Here is a 23,515-nt window from a genome sequence, read left to right as displayed (position 1 = left end):
AAAATCTAAATAGCTAATGTCTGTTTTATATATAATAAAAATCCGACATAAATAGACTAACTAATTATGCCGGATGATTTATTGAAAGTATTATAGACCTTTTTTTTATTACTTATTATTTAAAAAAGAATCAAGCTCTTGCTTTAAACTCTTTGTGTTAATATCTCTGAAAACATTATACCTTTTTCCAATACATCCAATACCAATATCATTTTGTATAGCATCATTTTCTTTAACATTTAATGGTGTTTTAATAATATTATCAAAGACAGGTGCTGCTTTAATATTATCAGAAAATGGCATTGGAATATCAAAATCTCTTAAATGTTGTAAATAGTGGTCAGTGAAAAGAGTTCCATAATTTCTAGCTAAAGAAACTGCATCTAAGTCTAAAACAAGGCAAATTGAAACAGGTGTATTACTTGCCTGCCATAATACTTCACCTTCGGGATTAACCACAGTAGAATGACCACATAAATGTGATCCTAAATATGTTCCAACTGACTGTGTAGAAATAAAATAAGCTTGATTTTCAAGAGCTCTAACAATCGGAACATATTTATTAATATTATATAACTGAACAGGATCAAGAGTTAGTTTTACTAAAACTTCAGCGCCTAATAATACCTCATTACGAGAAATTTCAGGAAAGTTCATATCATAACAAATTTGAACACCTATTTTAGTATTCTTTTCTACAATGTCAAATACCACATATTTGTTGCCAGGAATAGTATTTGATTCAGTTGGACCATAAGGCATTATTTTACGATAAACATCTATTAACTCACCCTTTGGATTAAAAATAGGTGCTGAGTTATAAAACTTACCTTTTGCTAGTTCATCCGATTTTTCCATAATACTTCCAGGAATAAAATAAATTCCATGTTTTTGGGCTATTTTTGCAAAGAAAGCAGTTTGTAGACCTGGAATATAATCAGGAACAAGACCTTGAATTAGTTCAGGCCCAATGATTAATTCAGGTTTGGGATTACCAGACATTAAGTATTCAACTTCTTTTTCTAAATTAATAAAATTCATCGTCGCATTTTCAGAAAGGCTTAATTGGATAATACCAATATTTAAAAATCTTTTCATAAAAATCCTCCTTTTCACGATATTATATTGATTATATTCATTATGGTATATCTAATACACAAAATATACTAAAATCATACAAAAGACACTAGAGCTAAGTTAACTATAAGCTAATAATTGCAAGGTCATATATTACTATATGATAAAATATAGTTTTTACAAATGGGAATAATGTTGTTTATATGTTTAATTATATAAAAAGTTTACAACGTTATGAATATTATGTGGTATATCATTTGATTGTATCTCTTATTTTTATTAAGATACTATTAATTGTTTGTTTAGCTATTTTTATATTTATCTATATTTATTATATAAAGATAAATAAATAGTTAAAATAGTTATGTAAAGTACATTTAAATAAAAAAAGAGGGCGAATTTATGAGAAAACCAAACAAAACTTATTTTAATATTTTTTTATTAGTTATGGTTTTAGTAATAGGCTATAATAGCTGGTTTATAGTTGATGCAACTAATGATACTAAAGTTGTTGAAACAGAAATTACTAATGAAAAAATCACAACAAATATGAAAGATGAAAATGAAAAAGAAGAGATAGTTGAAAAAGAAGAACTAATTGAAAATGAAGAGGTATTAGAAGAAGAAAGCACTTTAGAAACCAATGATGAAAATGGTATTGTTGATGAAAAAAAAGAAGATAATAAAAATGAAGATTTAAATAAAGAGAGTAATAAAGAACAAAACATAGAAAAAGATGATGTAAAAGATAATGAAGTTGATAATAATAGTGATAGAAATAAAGTTACTACTTATACTTTAACTTATATAAGTAACAATAAAGTGATTGATACACAAAAAATTGCTGCAGGTAGTAACTACAAAATTAATTTAGTACCTAGTTTAGGTGCTGAACATACTTCTTTTCTAGGGTGGTATTTAGACAGCAACTTTACAACTAAAGCTAAAGAGACTATTACAATGAACCAATCAATGTCATTGTATGCTAAATTCTCAACTACATATAATGTTAATTATATTGTTAAATCTGAAACAGGCAGTGATGTAATAAAATCTATTACAATAGAAAAAAATAATAGAATAGATTTTTCTAAAGATCCATTACCTACAGAAGAAGAATTAGAGCTTGAAAGTGGCTACTACTTCTTATACTGGTTTAATGAAAAAGCTGAAATTGAAAATGAATTTGATTTTTCAACAAGAATAAATGATAATATAAATCTTGTTGCTAAAATAAGTAATCTACACTATGTAACTTTAAATTTAAATGGAGGTAATATTGATGATGATATCTTCATAAATGTAGAAGATGGCTCAACAATTTCAACTCCAAATGATCCAACTAGAACAGGATATACTTTTAAGCATTGGTCAACAGATCAAGCTGGAAATAATGTATTTGACTTCAGTACTTCAATAACTACAAATCTAAATTTATATGCTATTTACGATGCACAAGAAACAACATATAATGTAGCAATTTGGTTAGAAAAAAGCGATAATACAGTTGAGAATATTCAAGATGATACAAGTTACTATAATTTTGTAAAGAATGAGGATGATTTAAAAGCAATGAGTGGCTCTAGAATAAGTGTAAGTCAAGCAGATGCTGATGCTTATTTAGAAGGTTATATAGAAAATAATTACAACTTTTTAAAGTATAGTGTATTCAACGTAAGTGAAACAAAAACTATTAATGGTAATGGTAGAACTACTATAAATGTTTTCTATAAAAGAAAAGTCTTTAATATCGAGTTTAGTTTAGATAAACCAAATGTAGTTGATATGAATATGAATAATGTTACATATGAACCTAAAAACTCAAGATATGTTATAAAAGCTAAATTTGAACAAAATATTAAACTTTTATGGCCAGAATTAGACACAGTTTCTGTCAATGCAGGCTATAAAATGAGTGGTTGGAATTATAGTGAAGCAAATGGTGTAGGAGAAAGTTCAACATATACAACTGGTAATCCATTAATTTATAGTTCGCGATTTATTGATAATTCAAATTCTGAGGGAGTAACTATAATGTATCCAAAATTATTACAAGATAATAATTTAGCAACAAATAAAAGAGATTATTATATAGAACCAGTTATTGGAGAATTTAGTGATGATGATATAAATGAAAGTAATTATGAGTATTTATATACTCAAACATACTATACTGAAAGTGGAAGTGCAAATAATTATACATATGATGATGTGTATGGATTTAGCTGTGTTAAGAACTGTGGAACAATAGCAACAACTACATCTCAACACTTCTTTAAAAGAAATAGACATAATATTACTTATGATTTAGATGGTGGTACAATCAATGGAGATGAAGAACTAGAAATTAATAATGTTAAATTTGAAGCACCAGTTATAAAACAATCAACACCAGTTAAAGAAAACTATGATTTTAAAGGGTGGTTTTATGATGATAAATTTATGAAAGAAGTAAATTTTGAAAACTTAACAATGCCAAATTACAATCTTGCTATATATGCTAAATGGGAATCACAAGATGTTACTATTAACTATTTAGATAGTATTAGTAATGATGTATTAGCAGATAGTGTAGGGGTAGAATTAGGAAGTAATTTAGTCTTACCAAAAGAATTTGTAGAAAATGTAACAGTTAATAAAGATAAAGGAGTCTTTACAGGTTGGTATATAAAAAATAATGGTATTTACTTTAAGGTAGATGAAAATACAACAGTAAATAAAGATATAAATTTATATGCAAGATGGAAGACTCAAGGGTTTACTTTAACATATGATATTGAAGATGGTATAGGAAGTGCAGTAGTTGATAATACTAAATATAATTTCTTAACTAATGCTGTTGTAAAGGACTTTGAAGGAAGTGCAAAAGATCCTGATTCTGTCTTTATTGGATGGAAAAAAGATGAAACAGATTCTAAGATATATTATGCAAACAATCCTCTATTAATTGAAAATGATACAGTGTTACACGCAATATATGCTAAAAGAGATACTTTAAATGAAATTACATATATTGCTAATAGAGAAGTAAATGAACCTGACAGTACCCTTAATCAATATGTAGAAAAAAATAACTCATACAATTTATTTGGTGAAGTATTTACAGATAAGAAAAATGAGATGGAGTTAGTAGGTTGGACAAGTAAGAAAGAACCTCAAAGTGCTAAAGAAGTAACACCAGAGTATACTCTAGATCAACTTATAGAACAACCACTTACAAGTGATAAAACATTATATGGTGTGTGGAAACATTATGATATTACATTAGCCTTTAAAGCAGATGATCATGGTTACTTAGAGTACACAGCACAAAATGTTAAACAAAACTATGTTTATGAACATGTTTATGATAATGATGATCTAAGTAAACTACCAATTCCAAAAGCTGACAGAGGTTATGCATTTGCTGGTTGGGATATTAAAACACCAAAAATAGGTGATATTTTAACTGAATCAAAAACATATACTGCAAAGTTTAAAAAACAAGCAAGCTCAAAAGTTATATTCAAATATCAAGATGAAAATAATAAAACTTTAGCAAAAGATAAAACAGTCTTAAATGACTTTGTTGGTAATAATTATGATTTAAGAGAAAGTAAAGACATTATAAAGATTGATGGTTATAAATACCTTAAATCTTCAAAACCTCTTTATGGACAACTTAATAATAAGCAAGAAACAATTGTTTTAACTTACAAAAAGAATAAAGCAAAAGTAACTATTAACTATATAGACAAAGATACAAAAGAAAAAATTAAAGATAGTAAAATAATTTACATGAATTATAAAACAGATTATAACTTTAATAATTTAAAAGTTGATATAGCTGGTTATACTTTTGTAAAAGCAGATTCAAAATTAACAGGAACTTTGACAAACAAAGATTTAACATTAAATCTTATTTATAAAAGCGAAGTTGCTAATGAAAATTTAAATAATAAACTACCAATTACAGGACAAAATATTCTAAAAATTGTAGTAGTAATATTAATTATTACCTTGGCATTAATCTTGTTAAAAATAAGAGTAAATAAAAAAAATAAATAATTAATAAAATCACCCGCTTAAAATTATACTTTTAAAATGGGTGATTTTTTTAATAGAACAATATTATCTATAACAGATGCTATTCTTTAGTAATATTATTTAAATTTTAAACATTTAATACTCTTTATTGCAAGCAATTAATGCAGTTCAATATAGAATATGATAATTAAAGATAATAATGTTCTTTTTCACACAATACTAACTTAGTTATTACAAAAGAAATAAGATTATAATCTAAAATGTTATATATTGGACTATCTTTATCGAAATTAAAAAATAGCTGCATAAAAAAAACTGTTTACATTATTTTAACTTGTAGACCTTAATTATATATATTATAATTAACTTGTTACATATATATAAAGGAAGTGAAAAGAATGAAAAATTATATTTGGTTTAATCCAGTAGTTAAGAAATTAACGAATCAATCGGAACTAGAAACTTTTATGAAAACATTTAATTATGAAGAAGTGAATACAAATGCTAATTATTTAGAAGTAGTAAGAGATAAATATAATAAACATGTAAAAGAATGCTGTAATTTAACAGTTGATATGAGATGTCCACTTGCAGCGGAGTATGTTAAAGATAATTATGATTGTAATTATAATTATCCAGATATTCATCCAATACTAGTACATTATGCAATAGAACTAGCAAACCTTTACATCAAGAGTAAAACAGATTATCTAATCATAACAACACCTTGTTTGAGTCTTGCAGAATATGGTAATAAATTAGGTATAACTAATGTTAGATTTGTACCTTAGACAACTTTATTAAAAGAACACAAGCATACAGGTGTATTCAATGTATTAGATAGCAGTCCAATACCACCAGGATTCTTTGATAGTGAAAAGCTTAAAACACTAAGTTTAGTTTCTAAAGCTGACATTGATGAATTCTTTATAAAATCTAACTATCATGAACAGTATGATATTGTAGAATTATTATATTGTCAAGATGGTTGTCACAATGGAGATGGTATACTAAATGTTATCTAAAATAATTAAACCTTCTATCACAATTATAATTATATTGATAATTTGGTTTGTTACTAGTCATTTACAAATTTATAATGCATATGTACTTCCAAGTCCAGAAAAGGTATTTACTACTTTTATGCAAATGATTGCAAGTAAAGAAATATTCATAAACATCTATATTAGTTTAATAAGAGTTTTAATAGGTTTTAGCATTGCGGTCATCTTTGCTTTTATATTAGGTACTTTAGCTTATAGCTTTCCTAAAACATACCCGTATTATGAATTTCTAATAGAATTTTTAAGAAATGTTCCACCACTAGCAACTATACCATTATTAATACTATGGTTTGGTATAGGTGAGAATACTAAAATTATCATGATTATTTTAGCTGCATTCTTTCCAATATTCTTAAATATTCAAAAAGGATTCTTTTCTGCTGATAAACAATTAATAGAAGTAGGAAAAACAATGAATTTAAAACCTTTTGAAATATTTAAAAGAATAGTATTGCCTTATGCCATTCCAGATATTCTAGTTGGTATGAGAATAGGTTTAGGATATAGTTGGCGTGCAATAATTGGTGCAGAAATGATTGCTGCTGCCTCAGGATTAGGATATATGATACTGTTTGCACAACAGATGTCTAGATCAGATAAAATAATAATTGGTATAATTGTTATAGGAATAATAGGCTATTTATGTGATTGTTTATTTAAATATATCATCAATAAAACATTAAAGGGGCGCTTTGATAATGTCACTAATTAAATTAAACAATATTTCTAAGTCATATAATATTAAAGAAAGTAAAAACACTATCTTATGTAATTTATCACTTGATATAGATACTGAACAAATTAGTGTTATACTAGGTAAAAGTGGCTGTGGGAAAACTACTCTATTAAGACTTATAAGTAAATTAGAAAACTATGATCAAGGGAATATTTGTTATCCTAAAGATTATACAAGTTCATATGTTTTTCAAGAACCTAGATTAATGCCATGGCTTAATGTAGAAGATAATATAAGTTTTGGTATTGTAGATGATAGTGAAAAACACTTAAAAGTAAGTAACCTTGCTAAAATTGTTGGCCTAGAAAACTACTTAAATGCTTATCCAAAACAATTATCAGGAGGAATGAAGCAAAGAGTTGCTCTTGCAAGAGCATTAGCTACTAATCCAACTCTTATATATATGGATGAGCCATTTGCAGCTTTAGATTATTTTACTAGAGAAAATATGCAAGATGAGATAATTAAACTATATCAAGAAACTAAAACAGGAATTTTATTTGTAACACACAATATAGATGAAGCATTAAAAATAGCTCATAAAATTGTTGTTATAAATAAAGGTGAAATAGCTAAAGTTTATGATTTAAAAGAAGAATTAAGTAAAAGAGACATATTATCACAAGAATATATGTCTATCAAAAAAGATATTATGTATCAAATAAAGAAAATAGGAGAATAGTAATGAAAAATATTAAAAAAATATTAGTTTTAGCTTTATTATTAGTAGTAAGTGTAGGATGCTCAAATAATAATAAAGCATTAGATAAAATAGTTGCCACATATGTTAGTGCACCACTTAATGTACCAAGTATAATTGAAAAAGATGGAAAATATTTAGAAAAAGCATTAAAAGAAAAAGATATAGCATTTGATTATTCTAATTTAACTACAGGTCCTGAGCAAACACAAGCATTAGCATCTGGTGATGTTCAAATACTTAATTGTGTAGGTAGTACTTCTGTAATTCTTTCTGCAGCTAATGGTGCTGACATAAAGATACTAGATATGTATGGTAGATCAAGTGAAGCATATACTATATTTTCACATGACAAAAGTATAAAATCAGCTAAAGATTTAAAAGGTAAAAAAATTGCAGGACCTCAAGGAACAGTTCTACATGAATTATTAGTAGCATACTTAAAAAGTGCAGATTTAACTTTAGATGATGTAGAATTTGTTAATATGACTATTCCTGATGCTATGGCAGCATTATCAAACAAAAGTGTAGATGCATCACTTGTAGCTGGAGCTGCTGCTTATAATGCAGAAAAAAGTGGTTTAAATTTAGTAACAACAGGTAAAGGTTATATTAATGCAACTCTTGTTGTAGCAGTAACACAAGAATTTTATGATAATAATAAAGAAGCCGTAGAAATATTTAGAAATACACAAAAAGAAATATTAAAATACATGGATGAAAATCATGATGCAACAATCAAAAAAGTAGCTAAAGAACTTGATTTAGATGAAGCAGCAGTTAAAACAATGTATAAACAATATGATTTTTCAACTGAAGTAACAGATCAAGATAAAAAAGATATGCAAAAAACAGCAGATTTTATGCTAGAAAACAAAATGATTGAAAAAGAAGTAAATGTAGAAGACTTATTTATTAAATAATATATTACAAAAAAACTAAGATAATGATTACAAATTATCTTAGTTTTTTTGTGCCTAAATTTAATAATACATTAAGTTGATAAAGAACAAAAAAAGATTACTTCAAATAATATTCACTAAAACAACATAGCTAAACAATAAATAAAGTAACATGTCTATTCATTTATAAAATAAAAACAAATATAATTAATAAACGCTTAGTCATGAACCATCTTAAGACTTAAAAACTTAAATAAAAATTCAGTAATTTAAATAATAGTTAATTTGTTAAAAGAAAGTGGTTACAATCCTAATAAATATTAATTTCTATTTATTTTATATTCATAAAAATACAAAGCCATAAGCAACTTGTTTAATATATATATTGAATATCTATCAATTATTAACATAGATATTAAATGTAACAATAGTATAAAATAATCACAAACATACTTTTAGTTATTTACACATAAATATGTGATAAGTATGGTTATTATTCTTATTAATTGTAAAATAATGAAAAACATAAACTAGATAAAAAAGTATAAGAAATATAGATAGTTAAAAAATATATTAATAACATAAAATACACATAGTTATAAATAGAAACTTAATTAATATTTATGTATTAATTACGTATTTTCACATTGAAATACTTGTGAATAAGAACACAAATCTATAAAAATATAATGATTGTTTAAAGTTCAATTAAATCAAGATATAGTTTTAAATAAGGCTATTTACTAAATTTTTTTAGCTATATATAATGTGGGTGTAGTACCAAAAGTGGATATGTAAGGTTAAATCACTACTAAGATATTAATATTAAACAGCAATAACTGCATTGTAATTATCTTAATTACACCAAAAATTAATATTAAATATTTAATATAGTTTTTATTACATAACACTAAAAGATTAAAATTACTTTATTAAATCAATATACTCACACAAACAAATTACTATACTTCAAAATGAATATTCATCACACATGTTGAATTTAATAAAGTAATATATTAAAGACTATTTTTGAATACATATTTAATAATAGTCTTTTATTTTTATAAATATTTAAAGGAGTCGATAATATGAGAGCTAAAAAAAGGATCATATTTAAAGTAATATCATTAGTACTTGCTATTTTAATATCAAATTCACTTTATATTAATGCACAAAATATAAATACAGAGACAGTAGATACAAGTGTAGCTGGATTTAGTCTAGATCAAAGTAAAGGTTATGTTCATATACAATATCTAGACTCTAAGACAAAAGTGAAAATTGAGGATGATATTACAATAGCTGGAACTATGAATACATCATTTGAGTATAGTCTAAAGGATATAACAGGGTATTCATTACAGTCTTCAAGTACATCTTATACTATTGAAGATAATGTCTTAAAGGGGACATATACATCAGCTAAAACAGAAATACAACTAGAATATGCAGCATTAGGTAAAATTACTGTAAGATATATTGATGATCAAAAAAATGAACTTGCAAATGATAAAGTTTTTAATACACCCAATAATCAAGACAACCAAGATTTTAGTGAAAGTGCAATACCTATTACAGGATATGAATTAGAAGATAATCAAAATATACAAACACAAAAATATCCAAGTACAGAACAAGAAATAACTATTACATTTATCTACAAAAAAGTAGAAGAAAATGCAACAGCAGTTATTAAATATATTGATATCAGTACAAACAAAGAAATAGAAACATCAGAGAGTAAAACAGGAATAGTAGGTAATGCTATCAGTGAAAATGTAAAGACAATTCCTGGTTATATTTATTTAGATAAACAAAGCATTAATATGCATGCTAACTTTTCAAATGATAATAATGAAGTCCTAATTAAATATGTATCTGAAAACTATCAAAGTAAAGTAATTATAAAATATCAAGAATATGAAACTAAAAATACTATTAAAGAAGATAAGATAATAACAAGTAAGATAAATACTCAATATAGTGTTTTAATCCCGGATATCCCAACATATTATTATCATGGCAAGATTGGTGATGAAAAAGGTAACTACACTTATGAAGATAGAGAAGTAACATTTTTATATACCAAAGACTATGTAAAAGCACATACATCTTCAAATATAAATGATCAAAATACTAAAACAATCTATCTATTAGGAAACTATTATATTGATATAACAACAGGAAAAGATCTTTATCCTGCCGATATATATAGTAGACTAGATGGAGAATCATCAAATTCATTACCAATGGAAATTGAAGGATATACATTAGTTAAAACTGAAGGTGAAATAAAGGCTATCATAAATAAAGATAGAAACGTTTATTTCTATTACAAACCAATAAATACTAATACACCTACTACTAAAACAGAAGAAAAAATTATAAAAGAAAGAGAAGCTAAAACAGAAGTTCAATATACTGATTATGATACTAAAAGTGCATTAGCTCCCTTTATTAAAATAGATGAAAAAGACAAGAATAATATTATGAATAATCCCAAAATAATAGCTGGCTATACCTTTATTAAGACTGATTTATCTAAAGATGCTACTCATAATATAATTAATTTAAGATATAAGAAAAATACAAGTGTAGAACAAGCAAGTATTACAGTTAAATATATTGATAGTGTAAGCAAAAAAGAAATTGCTAAAGAAAATATTATAAATGGATACATAGATGCTAGTTATTTAATTAATGCTATAACTATTGATCAATATCAACTTGTATCTAAACAATCACAAGTAAATGGAATTTATACTGAAAATAAAAAAATTATTTATTTTGAATATGAACTAAATAATGTTAAAGCTAATAATGTTAATGAGCCAAAAACTAGTAAAAAAGTATCTGATAAAATAAAAAAAGAAATAAGTAATAAAAAATTAAAAATAGTTAATAAACTACCGGTTACTGGTAGTCAACTATTAATGATGGCAACTGTCTTAGCTATAATTTGTGCCTTATTAATCCTAAAAAAAATAAGATCAAGAAAGTAGAAAAATAAAATAATTCACAAGAAGAACTTTAGATAAATAATATATAAATAAAAGAAATGAAAATAAAAAAATATAGAGTAAAAAACACTAAAGTTAGTGTTGATAGTTAAAAAATATAGATATTTATTAATAATATAGCTCATTTTTATAACAATACTACTTATTTCTAAATAAAACTTTCATAAAAGTAGTATTACTTTTTCAACTTTTTTTAAAATATAAAAAAATAGACTAATTAATAATTAGACTAAATAATAATAAATATTATTGTATCTAAATATACATACTAATAATAAAAAAGTGACACATCAGTGAAAACTATTACAATATTTGATGTTGTATATGAAATTTTTTATATAAAATATAATTCAATAAATTACTAAACTTAAAAATAAATAGGTTGTTCAAATGTGAATTAGTATATAAAAGAAACTTACTAAGATAATTGAGCACAAAAGTCTAAATTGATACTAATAATCAGTCAAAACATTAACTAAATACAGTATAAAAATGAATAATATTTAAAAATTAATTAGCTAAATATATAGTTTTAAATAAAAATGTTTACTTAATTAAATTAATAACTATAATGAATGTATATAAATAAAGAGGGATTACTTTAAGAAGAAATTATACTATGTAAATATCAAATATTAAGAAAAATTAATTAAAAAGGAGCAATTAAAATGAGTGAAAAACCCACCATATTTCTAAAGCTATTTATAGCTTTGACATTAACATTTAGTATTACAACAATAAATAATACAAATGTTTATGCCGATGATACTTTAGAAAATAAGCAGGAAGTACAAACAGAAACAGAACCAGAAAAGAATTCAGAGACTACACCAGTACCAGAACAAGCTGTAGAGAAAGGAACAGTAGAGTATGCAGCATATGATGAAAATAATAATTTAATAGCAAATACTAATAAAACAATAAGCGGTGATGTAGACACTGCTTATAAATTAGATGCAACCTTATCAACTGTTCCAAGTAATTATGAATTTGTAAAAGTTGAAGGAGCAATTGAAGGTACATATACAAAAGATACTATTCAAGTTAAATATATTTATAAAAAAATACTTAGTGAAGGTAGTATTACTATAAAATACATCGATTATGCAACTAAAAAAGCAATAGCTACTGATGAAGTGATCAAAGGAAAAGAAAGTGAAACTAAAGCAATAACTGCTAAGTCTATTGATAACTATACATTTTATAAAGATAAATCATCTAGTTTAAATGTAACTTTTAATTCTGGAAACATTGATGTAAATCTATATTATGTTAGTAATGATTATCAAGCAAAAGTTATTGTTAACTATTTAGATAAAAATAGTAATAAAGTAATAAAACCATTCAAAGAAATAACAGGTAAGATATCAGAAAAATACAATATCTATATTCCAGATGTTTCAGGATACTATTTTAATGGTAATAATGGTTCATTAATCAATAAGTTTACTTATGAAGTTATGAGTGTAACCCTTTACTATACAACTGATTATGATGCAGCACATACAGGTCCAAATGTTGGTAGAGATGCAACTATTCCTAATTATCAAATAGGTAATTTCTATGTCGATATTGCAACAGGAAAAGATATCTATCCTGCAGATATTTACACATATACAAAAGGTGATGGTGTAACATCAACAGCAATGGAATTAGATGATTATACTTTATTACCAGAATACACACAAGGTGATACAGTATTAACAGTTACTAAAGATGAAGATGTAACATTTTATTACAAAGCTAACAATGAAATAACACCACCAACTAAAACTCCAGAAGAAGTGCAAAATGAAAGAGCAACCAAAACCATAGTTAAGTATGTAGAATATTATACAAAAAGCGCTATAGCTCCAGAAATTAGAATAGAAGAATCTGAAGAAGCTGCAAGCTTAGCTGAAAGTAAGGATATAAATGGATATACTTTTATTGATACTACTAATGAAGATACAGCTGATCAAAAAGTTATAGTTAAAAGATATAAAAAGAATACTTTTTTAACAGTCAATTATGTTGATGAAAATCAAAATGTAATTCAAGATGCAACTAAAACAAATGGTTATGTAAATGATGAATATACTGTTAAAGCAGCTACTATTGCAGGATATACATTAACTAGTGCAAAAGATAGCATTACTTCTAAATATGTAGATAAAAAAGAAGGATCATCAGAAACATTTGTTTATAAAAAAGATGATAATATTGGTACAGTAAATGTAAAATATGTCTATTACAAAGATAATAGTGAAATAGCTCAAGCAAAAACATTTTCAGGTGCAATAGATAGTGAATATAACATACCTAAAAATAATATTACAGGATATACTTTTATTTATACTAAAGATGATGCAAAACTAAAAGGAAAATATACTACAGATAGTAAAGAAATTACATTATTATATGCAAAATTTCCAAAAGTAACTATTAATTATGTAGATGAACAAAAAAATGCAATAGCTAATCAAAAGGTTACAATATATGATAAACAAGAAGATCAAAATTCTTACATCACAGAAAAAGCACTTGATATAGATGGTTATGAAATTGCTGATAATAATAAAAGTTATAGTATTCTAATACCAGTAAATGATCAAGAAGTAACTAAAACATTTACCTATAAAAAAATAAAAGCAGCACCTACAATAACATCAAAGTTTGTTGATGAACAAGGAAATAAGTTAAGAGAAGATAGAGTTAATACACAAGCTGCAGGTTCAAAATATAATGAAGTAGGACTTACTATTGATGGATATACAATAGATGATAAAGATAGATATCAAAGTGGTGTTTTAAAAGAAGACAGCATAATACTAACTTTTGTTTATAAAAAAGAAATTAAAACAGGTAGTGCAACAATTAATTATTTAGATTTAAAAACAGGAGAAGTACTTGCAAAACAAGAAATACTTAAAGGTAATGCTGGTCAAGAATATACAGTAGAAGCAAAAGAAATTCCTAATTATCAAGTATTTTCACCAGATAAAGCAACTGAAGAAAAATATACTTACACTGCACATTTTCAACCTTATACCGATTCAATAATAAATGTATATTATCAAAAAGAAATTACATTAACTATTAAATATGAAGATCAAGATGGTATTGAAATAGCTGATTCAAAAAAAGTAATTGGTGTTAAAGATGATATGTATACTGAAGTACCTATTGATATAGACTCTTATGTAGCTGAAAAAGCAAATACCAAAACAGTAGGAGTATTTGTAGATAATGATATAGAACTAATCTTTGTATACAAACAAAAAGCAACAAGTACTATAAAATACATAGATACTCTAACTAAAAAAGAAATTTCTAAAGATGTTGTATTAAATGGTTTTGTAAATGAATCATACACAGCAAAAGCTAAAAATATTTCAGGATATGTTCTAGCAACATCTAATGATCAAGTAAGTGAAGTATTTACTAAAAACGATAATCAAGTAGTCTTTGAATATAGTAAAATATCAAATGAAGAAAGTAGTAAAGTAGATACTAATAACAAAACAGATAAAAAGCAAGATGAAAAAGGACAAAAAACAGCAACAGCAAAAACATTATTACCAGTAACTGGTAATATAACATTTATTGTCTCAGGACTTTTAGTAGCAATAGCAATAGTTATATCATGCATAAAAAAGATTAAGGAATAAAACAATTTAATAATTACTTACGATACAAAGTTATACACAACAAGATAAACTATACAACTTATGAAATAATATATTTGTATAAATTTGTAAAGCAAGTAAGATAAAAAATAGACTATGTAACAATAAAATCAGACTCCTTTATTACATAGTCTATTTAATTTGTCTAAAAAAAACAATAAGTAAGGAAAGCAAAACAATAATGCTGTATGTGACATATGTCATATTAAAAAGCATAGTTTTAAGTTATGATTAAATAGTAAATAATATAAGTAAAGCAGGAGAAAAATATGAATAAAGTAAAAAAGATATTATTTGTTGTGTTAATGTTAGTAATTACAACAACAATAAATAATGTTGAAGCAAGTAATATAATGAGTAATGAAAAGAATGAAATAACCTTTAAAGTACAACCATATTATCAAGTAGGTAAGTACAAAGTGAACTTTGCTAATCCTTCTACAGTTAAAGCACAAGCTAATCAGAAATTTGTTTTTAACTTAGATTATAGTATTAGAGATATTAATAAAATAGTCGATAGTTCAAACCTTATTGCACCTAGCAATGAAAATGAGATAGTCTATATTCAATATACACCAAATTTAAAGCCAAATGCACATGTTCAAGTAAGAGTTCTTCATAATGATGTTAATGGTAACTGGCTAGCAAATGAAGACTCATACAACGTGAATTTTGGTGAAGAAAACTATTTATTAAAATCTAAGACAGAAATTAATGGTAAAAAAGTAAAAGTAGTAAAAAGTAAAATTGTACAATTAGTTAATTATGATAGTCCTGGTGCGGTAACAATTACACAAGACAACAATTTAAATTATTATTTAAACTGTATATTTAAAGATCCTTATCAAGTACCACAAATAGTTGTAAGTTATAATTATGAGTATGTAACATCAGATGATAATGATCAAGATAATTCCTTAGATAATAATGATAATCAATATACGGTAAATTATTTAAACAATATTACTAATAAACAAATAATAGAATCAGATAGTTATATTGCAAAAGAACAGGATAAATGGCAAGCAAATCCTTATGAAATAACTGGTTATAAATATATACCAGCTGAAGGTGAAAAAAATATAGTACGTAATAAAAATAAAATAACAGTAAACTATTACTATCAAAAAATAAGTGATGAAACACCAAAGAAAAGCCAAGAACTAATTGCAACCTTAACTATAAAACACATAGATATTGATACAAACAAAGAATTGCAACCAACGATTGTAGAGACTACTATTGATGGTTTAAAGTATACTACTATAGCTGCCAAGATACCTAATTACAAATTAGTTAAAACTTCAAATAATGAAACTGGTGTCTTTAAAATTGGAAATACAGAAGTAATATATTATTATAAAGATATTAATCTAGCTCAAGACGATACAAATAAAGATGATACAAATAAAGAAGATACAAATAAAGAAGATACAAATAAAGAAGATATAATAAATGAAGAACTAGACAAGAACAATTTAGAAAATAATAAAGTTGAAAAAAATAAAAATAATAAAGTAAAAGATGAAGAAAGTTACAAATATAATCTATCAAAAGCAATAAATTTACCAAAAACAGGTAATCAAAAAATAGTAATAACAACTACATTACTTGTTCTAGTTTTTGTTTTTACAGCTACAAAAAAAATAATAAAATAACATACTAAAACATACTTACAAAAAAGCGATTAATTTCGCTTTTTTTTATTTTCGCTCAAAACATTACATATTGTAAAAATGTTTACAAGATTTTGTAATAAAAGTGGTATTATTGTGAGTTTTAGAGAAGAATAATATAAAATAATGTGTAATCTTATTAGATAAATTAAAAAAATATAAATCAAAGGGAGATAATTATGAGAAACAAAGGTTTAATAAGTATAAGGGCAATTGTATTACTAATTTTTTTCATATCGTTCAATAGTATGATATGGTCTGAAAGTGTAGTCTATGCTAAAAATACTGATGTGGAAAATAAAGTAACAGAAAGTAGTTTAACAGTAACAAATACCTACATTGATCAAAATAGTCAAAAAGCAATACTTTTAGAGACAACAACAGTAGTAAATCAAGATAGTAATAGTTCATTAGTACAAATTAAACAAATTGATGGTTATACTTATGTACAGTCAAAAAAAGCAAATAATAATACTATGATTATCAATTATTATCAAAAGAATATTAATTTAAGCATTAGATATATTGATGAAAATGGAAACCTAATTGATTCAAAAGCTTTAACTGGTTTAGAAGCAAATTCATTTAGTGAGACTGCAAAAAATATAGATGGTTATAAGTTCATTGGTGCAGCTAAAACAATAAATGGTGTTTTCAAACAAGATTTAGATAGTATTACATTTATCTATAAAAAAGATGTAATAAATAACGAATATGATTATACGATTAATTATTTAGAAGCTGAAACTAAAAAAACAATAAATCAATCATATAAAACAAAAGATGATGCAATTCTAATACAAGAGCCACATGAAATTATTGGCTATGAATATTTAAATAACATAACAAGTAAAGAAGTAATAAGAAATGGTAAATATGTAAATATCAATTATTACTATAAAATAAAAGATGTAAACAACAGTGAAGAAGTAGTAGATAAAAACTATAAACTAGTAGTAAAACATAAAGAACTAGATACAAATAAAATATTGGCAATTGAAGAAGAAAATTCTGATATTGCGATAAAGTATAAATCAAATAAAAAAGACTTTAAAAATTATAGACTAGTCGAAATTAAAGGTGAGTCTAAAGGAATTACAGATAAGGAATATACAGAGATAGTATATATTTATAAGCAAGAAAAAGCAGTGACTATTAACTATACAGTTAACTACATTGATATTGAAAACAAAGGTAGTAATCCATTGATCAAAATAATACCATCAGATACATATGTTACAACTGATCAAAACTGGGTTGCTAATCCATATACAATAAGAGGTTATCAATACCTTAAATCAAATGGTGAAGATAACATCGAAAGAGATGGAGACAACATTACTGTTAATTATTACTATTCAAAAATTAGCAATGAAACTCCAGTCAAAGAAGAAGAATTAAAAGCAACCCTAATTTTGAAATACATAGATGCTGATACCCAAAAAATAATTGAAAAAATTGAACATACATCAATAGATGGATTAAAATACAATCCAACTGCTAAAGAAATTGATGGATACAAACTAATTAAAACAATTGGTAATAATGAAGGCTATTTCAAAATTGGTGTAACTAATGTTAATCATTATTATGTGAAAGAAAACAAAACATATGATCATATATATATAGTTAACTATTTAGATAATACTACTAAAGATAGTATTATAAGCTCAGATGTTTATATTAGAAATGAAAAAGATAAGTGGATTGCTAATCCATATGAAATAGCTGGATATAAGTATCTTAGATCAAATGGTATGGATAATGTTGATCAAAGTGGAAATACGATAAATGTTAATTACTATTATCAAAAAATAAGTGATGAAGATCCAATAAAAAAAGATGAACTTGTTGCTAAATTAGTCATAAAATATCTAGATATAGATACTAATAAAATCTTATTTAAAATTGATGAAACAACAATCGATGGACTTAAGTACACAACTATAAAAAAAGACTTTGAAAATTATAGATTTATTAAAGTTGAAGGGAATGAAAGTGGACTTTTTAGTGTTGGAACAACCAATGTTACTTATTACTATAAAAGTACATTAACTAATACACAAACACCTACTCCAAAACCAACACCAGAAAATGAAGATAAGCAAAATGAGAATATTAATAATGATACAGATAAGGATAAAGATGAAGTACAATTACCAAAAACAGGAAATGAATTTCTATTTATAAGTATTATGTTTGTTAGTTTCTCAATATTAGTATTATTAAGCAAAAAGCATTATAAAATTTAAGACAATCTAAAAGGAAGCTAGCTGCTTCCTTTTTAGTATTTCTTAAATTTTGTATATAATATTGCTACAGTTAAGAAGGTTGTAAACATAAATAATGATAAATATAATTTATTATAGTTATTTGAAACATAGTATTTTGGTCTAATATTTTTTCTTAAGGGTTTTTCATTAACTAAATTTTTATTAAAACAAATAATCTTATTAGTTTTAGCTAAATCATCAACTAAATAATTATTATTTTTGAATAAGCGATAAAATAATACATTGAAGATATTTTCTTCTAAATACGCATTTTCTTTTGAAAAACTAGTATTTTTAAAATCTGAATCTACAATAGAATCAAATTCGACAAGTTCTATAGTTTCACTAGAATAGATATCTTCATATACTACAAAAGAAGAAAAAACAATAGATATACAAGCTACCAATAATAATAAAAAAGACTTTTTATAATACATATACTAACCTCAACTTCAAAATATTTATGTAATAATATAATATAATTTTATATAATTAGGTATCAATATGCAAGTATTATAGATTATAAATATAGATAATGACTGATTATAGTAATAATATTTTATATATATTTTATTATAAGTAATATTGTTTTCTGATAGTTAATAATCATAATAGCTATTAGTGGTATAATAAATTAAAGGTTATTAAAAAAAGGAGGGATTAATATGGAAAAAGATAAAATTAAACGTTACCTATTAATAGTAGGAATATTTCAATTTGCAATTATATTTTATGCTATTCAAATAAATAATGAAGCTGAATCACTCTTTGCTAGATCAATTTTAATATATTCAATTGTTAGTTTATTAATAATAATCTATGTATATTTTAAATATGGAAAAGATAGAAATAAAAAATAGTATTATATCTTACTTATTTTTTTGAATAAATAATTTAAATAATCTAAAATTTCTTGATGTTTAGGTAGTAAATCAAAGTGTAAAACGAATATTTTTCTTGAATACATACTATTTAGAACAGAATAATTTTGATTATTACTAATACATTTAATAGATAAAATTGTGTTTCCGATTCCTTTGTTTACTAGCTCAGCAATTAATGTTGAACTGTTAATATGCATTACATTGTATGATTTAGTAGAGTTTAATAGATATAAATCATTATAATATCTAACTCCTGAATCATTTTCTCTATTTAAAAATAGATTAGAACTTGCATTGCTAACTAAAACTAATTGATCATGAAACACTTCTTCTTTTATTAGAGTTTTAGATTCGATAGGTTTTTCAACATAACCAAAACTAAGTTTTTTAGATATAACACCTTCTTTAATAGTCTCACTATTAGCTATTTCAATATTAAAATTAACATTAGGAAATTTAGAAAATAATAAACTAGCTATTTCATTAAAATAGAATTCTCCTACTGTTTGTGAAAAACCAATATTACATTCAAACTTATAATTAGCACTTTCATTTAATAATTCAATTGTATTATCCCAATTTACTAAGATTAAATTAGTTCTTTCATATAATATATCTCCTTTTATAGTTGGCTTTAGACCATGAGTTCCATTTCTTTCAAATAAAACAGTATCAGTTTCTATTTCTAAACTTTTAATGATTTTTGAAATAGCTGATTGTGTTTTATACAACTTTGATGCTGCTAAGCTAAAACTTTTTAATTCATAAACAATTTTAAAAGTGTATAGTTTATCTAACATAATTACCTTCTTTCTATTCCGTTAAGGAATATATAGTATTACTAATATGAATTATACTATATCTTATATTTGAGTTACAATAATATATGAAAGAAGTGATAAGATGAAATATTTACAAGAAATAAAATTAATAATTCCAGGTTTAGTTCTATCGTTTATTATTGCGGTATTTTCTAAGTATTTAGATAAGTACTTAAATGTTGGAGCAGCAACAATTGCTATAGTCATTGGAATTATACTTGGAAACATATTTTTTAAACAAGATGTCTTTAAATCAGGGACTCAATTTAGTGAAAAACGTTTATTAGAATATTCTGTAGCATTATTAGGGTTTAGTGTAACATTTAAAACTTTAATTGATCTTGGGTTAGGTTCTATTATTTATATTCTACTACAAGTAGTTATAACCCTAACAGTAGGATTTATTGTTGGTAAGAAACTAGGTTTTAGTAAAAAGTTTAGTATTTTAATGGGAGCAGGAAATGCAATCTGTGGATCTAATGCAGTTGCTGCGGTATCTGGAGCAATTGATGCTAAGGAAGAAGAAAAAGGGCTAGCAATAACGATGGTTAACTTATTAGGTACTATAATGATGTTTGTAGCACCTATAGTAACCTTTTACCTTTATAATAATGAAACATTTCATACATCAGCATTAATTGGTGGTGTATTACAATCAGTTGGACAAGTTGTTGCTAGTGCAGCAATGATAAATAATGAAGTATTAGATTTATCATTGATATTTAAAGTAGTAAGAATTCTTACTTTACTAATTGTTGTTCTATTAGCAACAAAGATGAATGATAGTGAAAGTAAAAAAAGTAAAGTGAAATTTCCATGGTATGTTATAGCTTTCTTTGTCATAGCTGGAATAAGTACGATTATATCTTTACCACAAAATGCTATTGCTAATATCAAAGATGTATCTGGTTGGTTTGATATTATTGCATTAGCGGCTATTGGTTTAAGACTTAATATTAATTTGATATTAAATCAAGGGTTTAAATTAATCGCTTATATATTAATAATTGCAACGATATCTTTGATTAGTTCAACTTTCTTAATAGGAATATTACTTTAAAAAAAAGCCAATTTCTTGGCTTTTTTTAGAGCTTGTTTATTAAAATTTCAATTTCTTTAATTAACTCTTTGGTATCAACAAATTTATTATAACTAATAGATTTATGTTCTTGATCGTTTTTAATGTTTATAAATGTTTCAACTTTCATTTTACTACTACTTTGATTTGGTGTTAGTTTGTCTAGTCTTAATAAATAATCTATTTGACACATAAATGGAGTCACACTCTTTTCTTTTTTAACATCAAATTGAACGGTAATAATATAATTACTGTTTTCAATATTACTTTCACTTTGCATGCTAGAAACTTCAAAATGTTGACTCTTAAAGTGATACTCTAAATCTTCAATAACTTCTTTAATCTGATTCTCATAAACTGAAAATGTATCGGCTATTGTTCTACCCTCAAAAAACTGTTCAGTGCTCATTATTAATACCTCCATAGTATTTTATAATTACATTATATGCCTCAATTCTTTTATAATGAAGTAATATACTTCAAATAAAATTATGAAAGAACTTTACCATTAATTACTTCTTTATTGAAGTGATTTAAATCTGCCTGATCAACTTTTGTAATAAGTAATATTACATTGCTTATTACTTTGTCAATACTAAAACAATTATTCATTGTTTTAGTGTGTTGATTATATTCATTATCATCAATACTGATAATAATTTTTTCAGTATTTTTTTTATTATCTTCAGCTAAAATAAGCCAATCTATTTCAAAGAATAGACTAAAATTGTAATCTTTTAACTTATTAGAATCATGTATTATTATATCTAAATTTATACAATAAATACTTTCAAATAACATTACATTAATTTCACTAATTTTATAATTAATATTATTAGTCACTAGCATTCTTTCTATATCTTTAAGTAATTGTAAGCTTTTATTTTCAAAAAATAATAGTTTTTGTCCAAAACTTATTTTATCTTGTGCATATTGTTTAATGTTTTTCATATCTAACCTCTTTTAAATTACGATTTAATTTCAAAATTAACATAATAAAGTATTTTATCTATTACAGTCTTTATATGCATATAAGAATTGTATCTTTTTTCAAATATTAAAGTATAGGAGTCTTTAGTACCTAAACTAAAGTAAGTTTCATGCTTAATATTACTTAAGTGTTCTCTTTCTTGTAAATGATCTAAATCTAAAGAGTAGATTAAGTTACATTCAAAGTGACTAAAATTATGATCAATAATATAAAAGAATAAAATTATATCATAACATTCTTGTTGAATATCATAACTTAAAGTATGAAATGTTGTATTGTAGTTATACTTATTTAGTTCTGATTCTATTTTACTAAAAGAATCAATTACTTGTGATTCAAATCCACTAACTACTTTAGAGAATGATTCTTTATACATCATAATTATCCACCACCTTTTTTGTATTATATCTTAATAAAATAATAATTAAGAATAATTTACTAATTTATTATTTTTAAACACTTTTTTAATTTATAAATTATTGACTTTGTATTCAATGTACTATAAAATATTGGAGTGTGCCAAACACTGAAACGAGAGTTTCTTTGCATTAACAAAATAGCGATTTTGGGGATTTAACTATTATAGTTAAATCCTTTTG

Annotated in this window: 17 protein-coding genes; 11 read left to right on the top strand and 6 right to left on the bottom strand. The window is 24.5% G+C overall.

Going from position 1 to position 23,515, the window contains the following annotated elements; translation table 4 throughout:
- Nucleotides 1-108: 108 nt before the first annotated feature.
- Entirely contained in the window at nucleotides 109-1,098 is a 990-nt protein-coding gene (locus tag ACD762_RS08135) for a carbon-nitrogen hydrolase family protein (RefSeq protein ID WP_423363491.1), read from the bottom strand.
- A 381-nt stretch (nucleotides 1,099-1,479) separates the two neighbouring features.
- Here ACD762_RS08135 and ACD762_RS08130 point away from each other — a divergent pair, with 381 nt between their 5' ends.
- The 9 genes from ACD762_RS08130 to ACD762_RS08090 all read left to right on the top strand — a co-directional run bounded on the left by ACD762_RS08130 (nucleotide 1,480) and on the right by ACD762_RS08090 (nucleotide 19,121).
- Nucleotides 1,480-5,124 carry an InlB B-repeat-containing protein gene (locus ACD762_RS08130; protein WP_423363490.1) on the top strand — a complete coding sequence of 1,215 codons (3,645 nt, stop codon included), beginning with the start codon at nucleotides 1,480-1,482 and terminating at the stop codon, nucleotides 5,122-5,124.
- Nucleotides 5,125-5,501: 377 nt separating this feature from the next.
- Nucleotides 5,502-5,894, top strand: coding sequence for a hypothetical protein (locus tag ACD762_RS08125; protein ID WP_423363489.1), 393 nt, complete (start codon nucleotides 5,502-5,504; stop codon nucleotides 5,892-5,894).
- A 223-nt stretch (nucleotides 5,895-6,117) separates the two neighbouring features.
- Nucleotides 6,118-6,879 carry an ABC transporter permease gene (locus ACD762_RS08120; RefSeq protein WP_423363488.1) on the top strand — a complete coding sequence of 254 codons (762 nt, stop codon included), beginning with the start codon at nucleotides 6,118-6,120 and terminating at the stop codon, nucleotides 6,877-6,879.
- Nucleotides 6,866-7,585: an ABC transporter ATP-binding protein gene (locus tag ACD762_RS08115; RefSeq protein ID WP_423363487.1), complete on the top strand. Its 720-nt coding sequence runs from the start codon at nucleotides 6,866-6,868 to the stop codon at nucleotides 7,583-7,585. Before ACD762_RS08120 ends, ACD762_RS08115 begins: the two co-directional genes overlap by 14 nt.
- Nucleotides 7,586-7,587: 2 nt before the next feature.
- Nucleotides 7,588-8,526 carry an ABC transporter substrate-binding protein gene (locus ACD762_RS08110; protein ID WP_423363486.1) on the top strand — a complete coding sequence of 313 codons (939 nt, stop codon included), beginning with the start codon at nucleotides 7,588-7,590 and terminating at the stop codon, nucleotides 8,524-8,526.
- A 1,067-nt stretch (nucleotides 8,527-9,593) separates the two neighbouring features.
- Nucleotides 9,594-11,507 (top strand): MucBP domain-containing protein, encoded by a 1,914-nt coding sequence (locus tag ACD762_RS08105; RefSeq protein WP_423363485.1) that lies wholly within the window; start codon nucleotides 9,594-9,596, stop codon nucleotides 11,505-11,507.
- Between the two features lie 686 nt (nucleotides 11,508-12,193).
- Entirely contained in the window at nucleotides 12,194-15,175 is a 2,982-nt protein-coding gene (locus ACD762_RS08100; protein WP_423363484.1) for a MucBP domain-containing protein, read from the top strand.
- Between the two features lie 287 nt (nucleotides 15,176-15,462).
- Entirely contained in the window at nucleotides 15,463-16,851 is a 1,389-nt protein-coding gene (locus ACD762_RS08095; protein WP_423363483.1) for a MucBP domain-containing protein, read from the top strand.
- A gap of 266 nt (nucleotides 16,852-17,117) precedes the next feature.
- On the top strand, nucleotides 17,118-19,121 hold the full coding sequence (locus ACD762_RS08090; protein ID WP_423363482.1) for a MucBP domain-containing protein: 2,004 nt from the start codon (nucleotides 17,118-17,120) through the stop codon (nucleotides 19,119-19,121).
- 32 nt (nucleotides 19,122-19,153) lie between these two features.
- Here ACD762_RS08090 and ACD762_RS08085 read toward each other — a convergent pair whose 3' ends face one another.
- The gene (locus ACD762_RS08085; protein ID WP_423363481.1) at nucleotides 19,154-19,579 is read right to left on the bottom strand and encodes a hypothetical protein; all 426 of its coding nucleotides are present in this window, start codon (nucleotides 19,577-19,579) and stop codon (nucleotides 19,154-19,156) included.
- A gap of 228 nt (nucleotides 19,580-19,807) precedes the next feature.
- On the opposite strand from ACD762_RS08085, the gene ACD762_RS08080 reads away from it, so the two are divergent.
- Nucleotides 19,808-20,002 (top strand): hypothetical protein, encoded by a 195-nt coding sequence (locus ACD762_RS08080; protein WP_423363480.1) that lies wholly within the window; start codon nucleotides 19,808-19,810, stop codon nucleotides 20,000-20,002.
- A 2-nt stretch (nucleotides 20,003-20,004) separates the two neighbouring features.
- Here ACD762_RS08080 and ACD762_RS08075 read toward each other — a convergent pair whose 3' ends face one another.
- Nucleotides 20,005-20,826 carry a LysR family transcriptional regulator gene (locus tag ACD762_RS08075; RefSeq protein ID WP_423363479.1) on the bottom strand — a complete coding sequence of 274 codons (822 nt, stop codon included), beginning with the start codon at nucleotides 20,824-20,826 and terminating at the stop codon, nucleotides 20,005-20,007.
- 103 nt (nucleotides 20,827-20,929) lie between these two features.
- Here ACD762_RS08075 and ACD762_RS08070 point away from each other — a divergent pair, with 103 nt between their 5' ends.
- On the top strand, nucleotides 20,930-21,907 hold the full coding sequence (locus ACD762_RS08070; protein WP_423363478.1) for a YeiH family protein: 978 nt from the start codon (nucleotides 20,930-20,932) through the stop codon (nucleotides 21,905-21,907).
- A 25-nt stretch (nucleotides 21,908-21,932) separates the two neighbouring features.
- Here ACD762_RS08070 and ACD762_RS08065 read toward each other — a convergent pair whose 3' ends face one another.
- The 3 genes from ACD762_RS08065 to ACD762_RS08055 form a co-directional block, all read right to left on the bottom strand.
- On the bottom strand, nucleotides 21,933-22,334 hold the full coding sequence (locus ACD762_RS08065) for a hypothetical protein (protein WP_423363477.1): 402 nt from the start codon (nucleotides 22,332-22,334) through the stop codon (nucleotides 21,933-21,935).
- An 80-nt stretch (nucleotides 22,335-22,414) separates the two neighbouring features.
- A complete protein-coding gene (locus ACD762_RS08060) occupies nucleotides 22,415-22,876 on the bottom strand; it encodes a hypothetical protein (RefSeq protein ID WP_423363476.1) in 462 nt (153 codons plus the stop codon).
- A gap of 17 nt (nucleotides 22,877-22,893) precedes the next feature.
- Complete coding sequence (locus tag ACD762_RS08055) at nucleotides 22,894-23,295, bottom strand: hypothetical protein (RefSeq protein WP_423363475.1); 402 nt, start codon at nucleotides 23,293-23,295, stop codon at nucleotides 22,894-22,896.
- Between the last annotated feature and the right edge of the window lie 220 nt (nucleotides 23,296-23,515).

Source organism: Mycoplasma sp. P36-A1 (genome assembly GCF_049478495.1).
In the GTDB taxonomy this organism is placed as follows: domain Bacteria; phylum Bacillota_I; class Bacilli_A; order JAJDGJ01; family JAJDGJ01; genus P36-A1.
Note: the sequence above shows the minus strand (reverse complement) of the source record. Positions and strands in the feature narration are given on the sequence as shown.